Consider the following 13,013-nt stretch of genomic DNA (forward strand, 5'->3'; position numbering starts at 1 on the left):
AAGGATGAATCACTATGTTTAAGTTAAGCCTTATCGCGTTAAGCCTGCTCGGCGTCGCTGCCACAGGCCACGCCAGCCTGTCCGATCAACAGGTGGTGAATCAGATCAGTAACTTTGGCGTGACCTATCAGGTCAATGACAATCAGGCGGCTCTGCATGGCACCGACTGCGCCGCTCTGGGAGCCGACTATGCCGCCTGTAACCGTGCCACGATTACCCTGACTAATTACGGCCCCGCACTGAACAGCAGACACTGGGCGATCTACATGAGCAACGTCCATCAGACGCTGCGGGTCGACAACGAGCAGTTTAAAATGACGCATCTTGTCGGTGACCTGACCCGGCTCGAGCCTACAGAGGAGTTTACCGGCATCGGCGCGGGAGAATCAGTGCAGATCCCCATCGTTAATGAGTACTGGCAGCTGTTCATCACCGATGTCATGCCGCGCTGGTATGTCACGGCTGGCGACGCCACACCCAAAATTATTGCCAGCACCAATCATGAGGATCTCAGCCGTTTTGTGTTGCCGCTGGGCGACCACTGGCGACGCAGCGACGACGATCACAATATCCTGATGCAGCCTGTCAGCCGGTTTGATAAAAACAGCGATGTCCTCCCCCTGCCCGCCTCCGCGCTGCGGGGTCAGGTTACCCCTACGCCGCTTGAGGTAAAGCTGCGCCCGCAGGATGCCGATCTCAGCCGGGGCGTCAGGCTGACGCTGAATGGGCTAAGCAGTGAAACGGTGGAGGCGGTAAAACAGCGACTAACCCTGTCCGGTCTGAAAGAAACGCCTGATGGATTCGCCATCACGACACAGGTTAAACCAGGCCACTTCAGTGGTAATCAGGCGAAATCGGGTGCCTACGATCTGGATATCACCCCCCGCCGCGCCAGTATTACGGGCTACGATGCAGCCGGTGCGTTCTACGGCCTGATGTCGATTCTCTCGCTGATACCGGGTGAAGGTATGCCGCGTATTGCGGCCCTGGAAGCCCATGATGCGCCACGCTTTGCTTATCGCGGCGCGTTTCTTGACGTTGCCCGTAACTTTCACAGTAAACAGGCGGTCATGCGGCTACTTGATCAGATGGCGGCGTGGAAGATGAACCGCTTCCACTTTCATCTTAGTGATGATGAGGGCTGGCGGATTGAAATTCCCGGCTTACCGGAATTGACGGAGGTGGGGGCTAAACGCTGTCATGACCTGACCGAGCAGCGCTGTCTGCTGCCGCAACTCGGTTCCGGTCCGTTCAGCGATAACAACGGCAGCGGCTATTTCAGTCGTGCCGACTACATAGCGATTGTGAAGTATGCGCAGGCCCGGCACATTCAGGTGATCCCGGAAATCGACATGCCCGCCCATGCCCGTGCGGCCGTCATCGCTATGGAAGCGCGCTATCAGCGGCTGATGAAGGAGGGAGAGCCTGAACAGGCCAGCGCGTATCGCCTGATTGATCCTACCGACGACTCCAATACTACCTCGGTGCAACTCTACGACCGCACCAGCTATCTCAATCCCTGCATTGAGGGCTCACAGCGCTTTGTCGACAAAGTGATTGGTGAAATCCAGGCGATGCACCAGGAGGCGGGACAGCCGCTCGGCATCTGGCATTTTGGTGGTGACGAAGCGAAGAATATCCGGCTGGGCGCAGGCTACTCTGACAAAGGCGATCCAAAACCGGGCACCGGCCTGCGCGACTGGAGCCGTGAAGATCTGCCGTGGGCGAAATCGCAGGTCTGTCAGGCGCTGGTGAAAAGCGGCAAAGTCGAAGATCTGGCGCACCTGCCGAGCTATTTTGCCCTGACCGTCAGTGACATTGTTAACCGGCACGGCATTGGCAAAATGCAGGCCTGGCAGGATGGCTTAAAAGATGTCAGCCATGCCAGCGACTTTGCGACCCCGCGGGTGGCAGTCAATTTCTGGGATACGCTCTACTGGGGCGGTTACGACAGCGCCAGTGACTGGTCTCAGAAAGGTTATGACGTGGTGATCTCCAGCCCTGACTACCTCTATCTGGACTTTCCGTATGAAGTTAACCCGCTGGAACGCGGCTATTACTGGGGCACGCGTTTCAACGACGAGCGTAAAATCTTTGGCTTCGCACCGGACAACCTGCCGCAGAATGCTGAAACCTCGGTGGATCGCGACGGCAACTTTTTCAGCGCCAAATCAGAGAAACCCTGGGCGGGTGCTTATGGTATTTCGGCGCAGTTGTGGAGCGAAACCGTGCGCACGGATGCGCAAATGGAATACATGCTCTATCCTCGCCTTTTTGCTGTCGCGGAACGCAGCTGGCATCGTGCCAGCTGGGAGCGGGATTATCAGGCAGGTGAGGCGTATGCGGGCGGCAGCACGCAACTTGTCGACCAGCAGGCACGTCTGCATGAGTGGCAGCGATTTGCTAATCTGCTGGGTCAGCGCGAATTGATGAAGCTGGATAAAGCCGGTATCGGCTATCGCCTGCCGTTGCCGGGTGCAAAAATCGTCAATGGCGTTTTGTTAATGAACGTGGCCCTGCCTGGCGTCGCGCTGGAGTACAGCCTGGACAACGGCGCGGCCTGGCAGCGGTACGATGTACGCCGACCGCCGCAGGTCAGTGGCAGCGTATCCGTCCGTTCAGTGAGTCGCGACGGCCAGCGGAGCAGCCGTGTCGAAACGTTGCAGAAAGCCGCAAATCTACTAAACAAAGCGCCAGCGCATTAACATAAATAAGGCCAACAGATGCCGGCCTTATTCCTTAAACCCGCTTCTCTTCGGGTTCCGCATCCGGCTGCTGGCGACGTTCAATAATCATGGTCTGCGGCGTCGAGAGCAGGATGCCCTCTTTACGCAACCGCGTCAGGATGTCGAACAGCAGGTCACTTTTGGCACCCGAGATCTGCCGCTGCCCCGCGACGTTACCGGTGACACTTAGCACAATCCCCTGCTGTGTCAGATCTTTAAACGACACAGAGGGTTCTGGCGTCTCCAGAATGCGTTCGTTTTCGTTGTAGACATCCAGCAGGATTTCGCGCACTTTCACCGGATCGATGTTAAGCGGGAAGGTCAGCGTGATCGTTACCACACCCTGCGCGTTACCCATGGTCGCGTTGCGCACGTTCTGCGAGATAAGCTGCGAGTTCGGTACGATGACCGTGGATTTATCACCCAGCTGGATTTCCGTGGCGCGCACGTTAATCCGCCGGATATCCCCTTCGATACCGCTGATGCTGACCAGATCGCCCACTTTTACCGGCCGCTCAGTTAACAGGATCAGCCCCGAGATGAAGTTTTTTACGATCTCCTGCAAGCCGAAACCGATACCGACGGATAACGCACTGACGATCCAGGCCAGCTTGTTCCACTGCAGCCCCATAATCGACAGGGTCAGCAGAATGATCAGCACGTAGCCGATATTGCTGAACAGCGTCACCAGCGATACCCGCATCCCCACATCCATCGTGGTTTTCGGCAGGAAGTCGTTATCAAGCCAGCGGCGCACCGAACGCAGCACATAGATGCCGACGATCATGCAGATCAGCGCATTGACCATGTGAGCCGGGACGATATTCAGCGACTCCAGACCTTTACCGCCCCAGAACTCAATCACCTTCTGCAGCAGTTCAATCGGCGTGGAAGAGGCAAAAGTCCCGTTGATCAGCGCCAGCACTACCACCAGCACCAGAAACGTTTTGCCGATGGCTGTCAGCAGCGTGGCCGCCTGCTGCAGGTGACGTTCATTGATGTTCAGCGAGTTCTGAATACGACGACCGGTCGCATTGCTGGTTGAGAAGAAGCTCTCACAGCCATCATTCAGCAGATGGCTGAGGAAGTAGAACGAACCAAACAGCAGGCCGCACCAGATCACCTCGTAACTCAGGAAGCGCGCCAGGGTCACATAGCCAATCAGCAATGACACCAGGATGGCCACCGCCGTCAGCGTCAGGCCCATCTGAATCAGCCCAACCAGCGTAGAGCGCGCCTCTGGCGGGGTACCTGCCAGGGTCATACGGCGTCGTACACGATTAATCCGCACGCTGATCGCCAGCGCAGTGGTGCCGATCAGCAGTGCAGTCAGACCGTTTGCAAAAATCGTGGTATTCAGACTGGTGCCAACGCTGTAGTTAAAGGCTTCCACCGTCTGGAAAATAAAGACCAGCACGGCGGTAATGGGTGGGAAAGGTTTTAATGCCATCGCCACCTCATTGGAGATGGTCGGCAGCCGCCAGCTGGGACGGCGGGTTGAGAGTAAAGCGCGCCCCAGTCCGGCAATCAGGCCACAGAAGACGCTGAGCTGCACCAGCCGGTCAACAAAGTCCTGCACGTTTTCCGACACCTCATCGCGACGCGTAAAGGCCAGCGCGATAAAGTTAAAGGTCAGCACCACGGCCACCAGCGTGGTCAGGGCTATCGCCGCCGCCAGGAAGCTGCGGCGCAGTTTCCCCTCTGGCAGTTTGTGGATACTGACCCAGGCGAGAAACTCCTCCCCGTAACGGCGACCCGCCGTCATCACCAGCACCGCCGCCAGCAACCACATGATGCTGCCCACGCGCCAGCCTGGCTCCCAAGAGAGCGCGGCGGTATCCTGCAACTCCTGCAGGAATTCACCAATTTTTTCGCCGTCGAGATCCTGACTGTTAAGCAGCGGTGACCAGAAGCGCGCGCCCAGAATTGTGCCGGAGTTAAGCGCCAGCTGGCTTTTCAGCTGGTCACGACGCAGGTTGACGATCTGCGAAGAGAGGGTCAGCGCGCCATTTTTGATGCCTTCCGCCTGCTTAATCTGGTCGTCGAGCTTACTTTTCTGACTTTCCAGCGCATTACGCTTGCGTGTCACTTCCGGCGTCTCTTTAACGCCGCTGTCGGCTTTGGGCGCAGGGCCGAGCACCTGCAACTGTGCATCCACCTGCTGACGGTCCGGCACCAGCGCCTGACCCAGCGTATCGGCATTACCCGACAGCTCCAGCGCCATTTCATTCAGCTGCGTGAGCTTGTTCTCACCGGCATCGCCCGACACCTGGCTTTTAATTTTATCGAGAATTTTCTGCATCTTCGGCAGTTCAACGGCGGCATTCAGCTTCGGCGTCGCATCCTGTTCCTGAGCAGCAGTGGCCGTATCATCTGCGGCCAGCGTCAGCGCCGGGGTGAACGCCACCAGCGCCAGCATTAACAATGCAAAAAAGGATCGTATAGACATGAGTAAGATTCCGGCAACGTAATTCAGGCGATCGTCCCTCGCCATTCGCGCGTAGTGTAGGGCTTTGCAAGGGATGGCAATATAGGAATAACGGGTATTTTTCAGGCTAATTCCGGCCGGGCAGCGGCCTGAAAAGGTTTACTCTCCCCTGCCCGGTTGGATCCGGCAGCTAGCCTGCTCAGCCAGCCAACGCGGTGCGCGTGGCACCGCTGTCCGGCAGTTATTCAACGTCGGGCGTGCCGCCACCGTTGCTGGCTACCTGACCTGACTTCTGTTTTTTATACGCCAGCGCGGCGGCGGGCACCGGTGCCGCTTTGCCTGTTTCCAGCCAGCTGCGCAGACGGCTGGCGTCGGCAAAGTGGGTATATTTACCAAACGCATCCAGTACCACCAGCGCCACCGGACGATTGTTGATCATCGTGCGCATGACCAGACAGTGGCCCGCCTGATCGGTGTAGCCAGTTTTGGTCAGCTGAATATGCCAGTCATTTTTATAGACCAGATGGTTGGTGTTGCGGAACGGCAGCGCGTAATTCGGATGGGCAAATACCGCCGTCTCCTCTTTGGTGGTGCTGAGCGCGCCGAGCAGCGGATACTCCCGCGTAGCCTTAAGCAGTTTAACCAGATCCTGGGCGCTGGAGACGTTCTGCTTCGACAGCCCAGTCGGTTCGACATAGCGGGTCTGCTTCATCCCCAATGCACGCGCTTTAGCGTTCATCGCCCGGATAAAAGCGTTGTAGCCGCCCGGATAGGCGTGCGCCAGGCTGGCGGCGGCGCGGTTTTCAGAGGACATCAGCGCCAGCAGCAGCATGTTGCGGCGGCTGATCTGACTGTTGAGCTTCACGCGCGAAAAGATGCCCCGCATTTCCGGCGTCTGGCTGATATCGACAGTTAACATCTCATTCATCGGCAAATGCGCATCCAGCACCACCATCGCCGTCATCAGTTTGGTGATCGACGCAATGGGCCTGACCCGATCCGGGTGGCTGGAAAAGAGCACTTTATTGGTAGTGAGGTCGACAATCATCGCACTGCCAGAAGCGATCTGCGGCTGAGCAATAGGCGCAAGTTGCGACAGCGTCGTGGTCGCCTGCGCCGGAAGTGACACAATCTGCCCGGAAGCGAGCAGCGCCAGCGAAAGCAGGGTGGAACGAATTTTTGCAGGCATCGTAGAAAAAAACCCGGTTATGATTATGTACTGTGTCAGGCCGACACAGGCCGCCCGCTCCCGTCACGTCAGTGCGCGGGCTGGCGGCGATATCATACGCTTAAGGTTAAGAAATTTCCTGGCGAGATTGTTTCCGGGCGTAAAAAGCGCGCTGCCGCCGGAAGGCGGCAGCGGCTGGTCAGAAAAGATGCGGTCCATATCCCCACAGCACCACGGTCAGCGCCAGCAGAACCTCAAACACCAGCACACCAATCGCCAGCGTGGATCCGGAAAAACGCAGGCTCTCTTCGCGGTCGATATTCAGGAACAGTGGGATACCCACATAGAGCAGATAGCCGGTATAGAGCAGCGCCAGCGCACCGGCCAGCACACAGAGCCACACCAGCGGATAGAGCGCCACCAGCCCGCTGAGAAACAAAGGTGTCGCCACATAGCCCGCAAACACCGTACAGCGCGGAATACCTGGCCGCTGCGGATAGTCGCGCGCCATCCAGTGGATCACGCGTCCCATTACGGCAACGCCGCCCAGAATGATCAGATAGAACAGGATGCCCAGCCCGATCCCGGTGGCCAGATTCAGTTGCACATACTGGCCATCGCCCAGGTTCCAGCCCAGCTGGGTGGTGCCGATAAAGGCGCAGATCACCGGGATCGCCGCCATCAGCAGGACATGGTGCGTGTAATGGTGCGAAACGCTTTCGTTCTCTTGTTTGATTTGACGCATTTCCAGGTTCGGATGCGCCAGAAGTCCCCAGACATGGTTCATACAGTCACTCCTCTGATGCAGTGGGCCGCCCGATGAAGCATGCGTCTTAAGGGCAGCGTCTTCTCAAGTATAATCGGCAGTAAAATTTTCGTGGTGAACGAACAAAAAATCAGCATAAATAAACGCAGCCGCAGGTGCGGGCGGAAGCGAAACAGAATCGCGTATAGACTTGAACAAACAGTCACTGAACAGGGAGTGTCATTTTGCATCTGGACATCAACGCATTAATTACGCAATACGGTTATCTGGCACTGCTGATTGGCTGTATTGCTGAGGGGGAAACATTCACGCTGCTGGGCGGCGTTGCCGCACATGAGGGGCTGCTGCATTACACGGGCGTCGTGCTGGCGGCAATGGGCGGCGGGATTATCGGCGATCAGCTGCTTTACTGGATTGGTCGTCGCTGGGGCACCCGAATCCTGCGCCGTTTTAAAAAGCATCAGGATAAAGTCGTCAAGGCTAACCGCCTGATTAAACGCCGCCCCAGCCTGTTTGTGATTGGCGTGCGTTTTATGTATGGATTCAGGCTCATCGGGCCCATCATCATCGGTGCCAGCCGACTCAAACCGATGAAGTTTTTTATTCTTAACGTCATTGGTGCGGCTATCTGGGCGCTGATTTTTGTAACGCTGGGCTATTTTGCAGGCGGCATTATCGCGCCGTGGCTGCACAAGCTCGACCAGCATCTGAAGCATCTGCTCTGGCTGGTTGCGGCGGTGGTGTTTGCCTTTGTACTGCGCTGGGTGATTCGCCGCTGGCATACCCGTCGCGCCGACCAGTAAAGCGACTGCGGCTTACCCGCCTCATCTCACCGCATCCGCTGCAGGGCCGGACGCATCAGGCGTCCGCCCTGCCCTCTCCCCTCGCGTTTTGCCGCCTGTGCCGTTAACCATCTGTGCCCGGACGAAGCCGCATCAGCCGTCTCGGCTATAGTTAAAGGGACACTGACAGGGAGATAAGGATGAGTAAGGTAAAACGTAAGATTGAAGAGCACGGCGTGATCGGCGATTTGCGTACCTGTGCGCTGGTCGCCAGTGACGGCACCATTGACTATCTCTGCTGGCCGGAACTGGACAGTCCCTCAGTCTTCGCTGCCCTGCTCGACGGCGATGATGCCGGACTTTTCTCCCTGGCACCCGACTGGCCCGATGCGCGACGTCAGCAGCTCTACCTGCCCGATACCAATATTCTGCAGACCCGCTGGCTTGATGAGAAAGGCGTGGCCGAGATCACCGACTACATGCCCATTTGCGACGATAAAAGCAAGCTGCCGCGCCTGATCCGCCGGGTGAAGATGGTTCGCGGCAGTGCGACCTTTAGCCTGCGCTGTTCACCCCGCCACGACTACGCCCGTGCAGAGACGCATGCGGAAGCGCACAACGGCTGTATCGATTTTCATGCCGAAGGCCAGCCGTCGCTGCGGCTGGCGGCCAGCGTGGTGATGACGCTGGAGGATGACGGCGCGTCAGCCCTGTTCACGCTGCAGGCGGGCGAGCATGCGCAGTTTGAGTTTGGCAGTGTAGACGATGCGCATATTGAAGCGCTGGCCACCGAACACTGTTTTGAAGAGACGCTAAGCTACTGGCGACGCTGGAGCGGACAGAGTACCTATCAGGGCCGCTGGCGCGAGATGGTGCAGCGTTCGGCGCTGGTGCTGAAACTTCTGACCTCACATCAGCATGGTTCTATTGCAGCGGCCGCGACTTTTGGCCTGCCGGAAGAGCTGGGCGGTGAGCGTAACTGGGACTATCGTGCCTCCTGGATCCGTGACGCCTCCTTCAGCATGTATGCCCTGATGCGGCTGGGCTACGTCGATGAAGCCAAACATTTCACCGAATGGGTCGGCCGCTGTGTGGCAAACAGCCATCACGACGAGATGCGCCTGCAGGTGATGTACCGGCTCGACAGCGGCACGGAGCTGCATGAGATGGAGCTGCTCAATCTCTCCGGCTATGCCGATTCGCGGCCGGTTCGTATCGGCAATGACGCCTGGCAGCAGACACAGCTCGATATCTACGGCGAGCTGATGGATGCCATCTATCTGGCAAACAAATATGGCGAGGCGATCTCTCAGCGCGGCTGGGAGCATGTAGTCAGCATGATCGACTGGCTGAGCGAAAACTGGGATCAGCCCGACGCCGGGATCTGGGAGATGCGCGGCGAACCGCAGCATTTCCTGCATTCGCGCCTGATGTGCTGGGTGGCGATGGACCGCGCGCTGCGCCTGGGCATGAAGCGATCGCTGCCGATGCCTTATGAACGCTGGGATCGGGCGCGCGGCGCAATCCGGGAAGATATCTGGGCAAACTTCTGGAACGCCGAACGCGGCCACTTCGTTTCTACCCGGCATGGTGACTATCTCGACGCCTCCATGCTGCTGATGCCGCTGGTGCGCTTCGTCGGCGCCACCGATCCGGACTGGATTGCCACCCTGGATGCGATTAAAACCCAGCTGGTCAGCGACGGCATGGTACGGCGCTACAACATCCATGAGACGCCCGCCGATGGCCTGAATGGCACCGAAGGCTCCTTTGGTGCCTGCTCCTTCTGGTATGTCGAGTGTCTGGCGCGTGCAGGCCGGGTGCAGGAAGCGCATTTTGAATTTGAGAAGCTGCTGAGCTACGCCAATCCGCTGGGCCTCTACGCAGAGGAGTTCGACAGTCACGGTCATGCACTGGGTAATACGCCGCAGGCGCTGACCCATCTGGCGTTAATCAGTGCCGCCTTTTTCCTTAATCGTAAACTCAGCGGTGAACAGACACAGTGGCAACCTTAGCCGTCAGTCACGCCGGAAAGCCCCATTTTATGCATGCCGTTTTCCGGAAATGGGCTAACATCCGCGGTGAATTTACGTAAAGTATTACAGGCAGGTTAAAATCTTGATTCACAACGTCAGATTAATGAACATATAATGCGCAGCAGGTCACATTGGCCGGCATAGAGTCGATACACTGAACAGCCTGAAATATGGCGATAAAGAATTGTAAAATATGAAAATCATTCGCGCTTTCGCTTCAATCGCACTGGCTCTGGCGGCGTTCAGCCACTCCGCCTTTGCTGTGGTTTACCCGTTACCGCCGGCTAACAGCCGTCTGATCGGGGAAAATATTGAAATTACTGTCCCTGAAGACAGCAAACTGCCGCTGGAAGCTTTTGCGGCGCAATACCAGATGGGCCTCAGCAACATGCTGGAAGCCAATCCGGGCGTTGACGTTTATCTGCCTAAAGCTGGCAGCAAAATGATCATTCCACAGCAGCTGATCCTGCCTGACGCACCGCGTGAAGGTATCGTGATTAACAGCGCGGAGATGCGTCTTTATTACTATCCGAAAGGCAGCAAAACCGTTGTGGTTCTGCCGATTGGTATCGGTGAGCTGGGTAAAGATACCCCGATCAACTGGACCACTACAGTAGAGCGCAAGAAAGATGGCCCGACCTGGACGCCAACCAAAGGCATGCACGCGGACTACGCAGCACGCGGTGAAACGCTGCCTGCGGTCTTCCCGGCAGGTCCGGATAACCCGATGGGCCTTTACGCGCTCTACATCGGCCGTCTCTATGCGATTCACGGCACCAACGCCAACTTCGGTATCGGCCTGCGCGTCAGCCACGGCTGTGTGCGTCTGCGCGCCGACGACATTAAGTGGCTGTTCCAGAACGTGCCGGTCGGTACGCGCGTTCAGTTCGTTGACCAGCCGGTGAAAGCCACGGTAGAGCCAGACGGTTCGCGTTATCTCGAAGTGCATAACCCGCTGTCGACCACCGAAGAGCAGTTCAACTCCCGTGAGCTGGTACCGATTACGCTGACTCAGGCCGTGAGCAAAGTGCTGGTCGATGCCAGCGTCAATCAGGATCAGGTCAACGGCGCGATTCAGAGCCGTACCGGTATGCCGGTGAAAGTGAACGGTGTGGAAAACAACATCCAGACCGCGCCGGTTCAGGTTCCGGAAAACTCACAGGCTCAGCCACAGGAAGAGCCGATGACCCCGGTGACGCCGCAGGGCGCGGACAGCGATGCGGCTCAGCCGCAGCAGCCCGCCGACACCGCGGCACCGGCTGCCCCGGTCACCCAGGCCGCACCGGCAATCCCGGCGAACAGCAGCTCGTAATCGCCTCTCTGCCTCCGGAAGCCAGCGCCCGTCGCTGGCTTTTTTTTGCCTGGGTTAAGGCAATTTCTGCGCATTTTCTCCGCCGACCCATCATTTTTCTGTCATATAAAGCGCGTATCACACTGCTTTGACCTGGTGCAATCGGCATCCGGCATCAGTGACCTGAGGTACACCATGAGCGAAAACAGTCTCTCCTCCTCATCTGCCCGGGGCCGACCCGACTTCAGCGGCAAAAACAGCCGCTTCAGCAAACCGCTGTTTTTTCTTCTGCTGATCGCTGGCCTGGCCTTTGCCGGACTGAACCTGGTCAATGACGTGGAAGAGACCAATATGCCGGTGACCAGCTACCTGCCCTTTTTTCTGCTGGGGCTGGCGCTGCTGATTGCGCTCGGTTTTGAGTCCGTCAACGGTTTTCACGACACCGCTAACGCGGTCGCCACGGTGATCTATACCCATTCGCTGACGCCGGGCGCGGCGGTGGTCTGGTCCGGTTTCTGTAACTTTATGGGGGTGCTGCTCTCCAGCGGCGTGGTGGCGTTCGGCATTATCTCGCTGCTGCCGGTTGAGCTGATCCTGCAGGCCAGCAGCGGCAACGGCTTCGCGATGGTTTATGCGTTGCTCTTTTCCGCCATTATCTGGAATCTCGGCACCTGGTATTTCGGCCTGCCCTCCTCCTCTTCACATACGCTGATTGGCTCGATTATCGGCGTCGGGGTTGCCAACGCGATGCTGCACGGGCGCAGCGGACTGAGCGGCGTGGACTGGGATCAGGCCTTAAAGGTCGGCTATGCCCTGCTGCTGTCGCCGGTGGTCGGTTTTGTCTGCGCCGGGCTGCTGCTCTGGGTCATGAAGCTCTTTATCCGCAATCGCCAGCTCTATCAGGCACCGCAAAGCGATCAGCCACCGCCGGTCTGGATCCGTGGGCTGCTGATCCTGACCTGTACCGGAGTGTCCTTTGCGCACGGCTCCAACGACGGGCAAAAAGGGATGGGGCTGATTATGTTGATCCTGGTTGGCACCATGCCGATCGCTTACGCCCTGAACCGATCGCTGCCCACCGATCAGATCCCGCGGGTGGCCGCGCTGACGGAAGTCACGGCCCATCAGCTGCTGCAGCTGCAGCCGGCTGCCACACCGTCGCCAGTGGCCCGCGACGTGCTGACCGGTTTTGTCGGCAGTAACCGGATGAATGCCAGCGTGCTACCGGCGCTGGCAGAGACACTCAGTGAAGTGGGCGATCAGATCCGTCGCTACGGCTCCATGGATAACATTCCGGCGCAGGCGGTGACCAACACCCGCAACCAGATGTATCTCGCCTCGGAGTCGATCAAACATCTGCAGACGGCGAAGGTGGCCCTGCCGCCGGAGACTGAGCGGAACCTCAAGGCGGTAAAAACGGAACTCGACAGCGCCACCCGCTTTATCCCGATGTGGGTGAAAGTGGTGGTGGCGATTGCGCTGGGACTGGGTACGATGGTGGGCTGGCGCCGGATTGTGGTCACAGTGGGTGAACGGATCGGAAAAACCCATCTGAGCTATGCCCAGGGCGCCAGTGCAGAGCTGGTGGCGATGGCCACCATCGGGGCAGCCGATGGCTTTGGTCTGCCGGTCTCCACCACCCATGTGCTGTCATCCGGCGTGGCGGGAACGATGGCGGCGAACCGCTCCGGCCTGCAGTTTTCGACGCTGCGTAACCTGGCCGTCGCCTGGGTTTTAACGCTGCCGGTCTCTGTGCTGCTCTCTGCCCTGCTCTACGGGCTCTTTACCCATTTCTGACCGGCCGCTGGCTCGCTGC

General features: G+C 58.1%; 8 protein-coding genes. 5 read left to right on the forward strand and 3 right to left on the reverse strand.

What is annotated here, in order from left to right:
• Positions 1 to 14: 14 nt before the first annotated feature.
• Positions 15 to 2,705: a beta-N-acetylhexosaminidase gene (locus RT657_RS03920; RefSeq protein WP_313652607.1), complete on the forward strand. Its 2,691-nt coding sequence runs from the start codon at positions 15 to 17 to the stop codon at positions 2,703 to 2,705.
• 34 nt (positions 2,706 to 2,739) lie between these two features.
• On the opposite strand, the gene RT657_RS03925 is transcribed toward RT657_RS03920, so the two are convergent.
• The 3 genes from RT657_RS03925 to RT657_RS03935 all read right to left on the reverse strand — a co-directional run bounded on the left by RT657_RS03925 (position 2,740) and on the right by RT657_RS03935 (position 7,109).
• Positions 2,740 to 5,175, reverse strand: coding sequence for a DUF3772 domain-containing protein (locus RT657_RS03925; protein ID WP_313652608.1), 2,436 nt, complete (start codon positions 5,173 to 5,175; stop codon positions 2,740 to 2,742).
• A gap of 220 nt (positions 5,176 to 5,395) precedes the next feature.
• On the reverse strand, positions 5,396 to 6,343 hold the full coding sequence (gene pbpG / locus RT657_RS03930) for a D-alanyl-D-alanine endopeptidase (RefSeq protein ID WP_313652609.1): 948 nt from the start codon (positions 6,341 to 6,343) through the stop codon (positions 5,396 to 5,398).
• 178 nt (positions 6,344 to 6,521) lie between these two features.
• Positions 6,522 to 7,109, reverse strand: a complete 588-nt coding sequence (locus RT657_RS03935) for a Yip1 family protein (RefSeq protein WP_313652611.1) — start codon at positions 7,107 to 7,109, stop codon at positions 6,522 to 6,524.
• A 203-nt stretch (positions 7,110 to 7,312) separates the two neighbouring features.
• Between RT657_RS03935 and RT657_RS03940 the strand changes: the two genes are divergently transcribed.
• The 4 genes from RT657_RS03940 (at position 7,313) to RT657_RS03955 (ending at position 12,994) form a co-directional block, all read left to right on the forward strand.
• Positions 7,313 to 7,891 carry a DedA family protein gene (locus tag RT657_RS03940; protein WP_313652613.1) on the forward strand — a complete coding sequence of 193 codons (579 nt, stop codon included), beginning with the start codon at positions 7,313 to 7,315 and terminating at the stop codon, positions 7,889 to 7,891.
• Between the two features lie 179 nt (positions 7,892 to 8,070).
• Positions 8,071 to 9,885 carry a glycoside hydrolase family 15 protein gene (locus tag RT657_RS03945; RefSeq protein WP_313652614.1) on the forward strand — a complete coding sequence of 605 codons (1,815 nt, stop codon included), beginning with the start codon at positions 8,071 to 8,073 and terminating at the stop codon, positions 9,883 to 9,885.
• Between the two features lie 214 nt (positions 9,886 to 10,099).
• Positions 10,100 to 11,218, forward strand: coding sequence for a L,D-transpeptidase family protein (locus RT657_RS03950; RefSeq protein ID WP_313652615.1), 1,119 nt, complete (start codon positions 10,100 to 10,102; stop codon positions 11,216 to 11,218).
• Between the two features lie 174 nt (positions 11,219 to 11,392).
• Positions 11,393 to 12,994, forward strand: a complete 1,602-nt coding sequence (locus tag RT657_RS03955; RefSeq protein ID WP_313652616.1) for an inorganic phosphate transporter — start codon at positions 11,393 to 11,395, stop codon at positions 12,992 to 12,994.
• Positions 12,995 to 13,013 lie beyond the last annotated feature (19 nt).

This window comes from Pantoea sp. (assembly GCF_032114055.1).
In the GTDB taxonomy this organism is placed as follows: Bacteria; Pseudomonadota; Gammaproteobacteria; order Enterobacterales; family Enterobacteriaceae; genus Pantoea.

Excerpts from the sequence above, each read along its gene's own strand:
- RT657_RS03920 (WP_313652607.1), top strand. The coding sequence starts at position 15 with ATGTTTAAGTTAAGCCTTATCGCGTTAAGCCTGCTCGGCGTCGCTGCC.
- RT657_RS03925 (WP_313652608.1), bottom strand. The coding sequence starts at position 5,175 with ATGTCTATACGATCCTTTTTTGCATTGTTAATGCTGGCGCTGGTGGCG.
- pbpG (WP_313652609.1), bottom strand. The coding sequence starts at position 6,343 with ATGCCTGCAAAAATTCGTTCCACCCTGCTTTCGCTGGCGCTGCTCGCT.
- RT657_RS03935 (WP_313652611.1), bottom strand. The coding sequence starts at position 7,109 with ATGAACCATGTCTGGGGACTTCTGGCGCATCCGAACCTGGAAATGCGT.
- RT657_RS03945 (WP_313652614.1), top strand. The coding sequence starts at position 8,071 with ATGAGTAAGGTAAAACGTAAGATTGAAGAGCACGGCGTGATCGGCGAT.
- RT657_RS03950 (WP_313652615.1), top strand. The coding sequence starts at position 10,100 with ATGAAAATCATTCGCGCTTTCGCTTCAATCGCACTGGCTCTGGCGGCG.
- RT657_RS03955 (WP_313652616.1), top strand. The coding sequence starts at position 11,393 with ATGAGCGAAAACAGTCTCTCCTCCTCATCTGCCCGGGGCCGACCCGAC.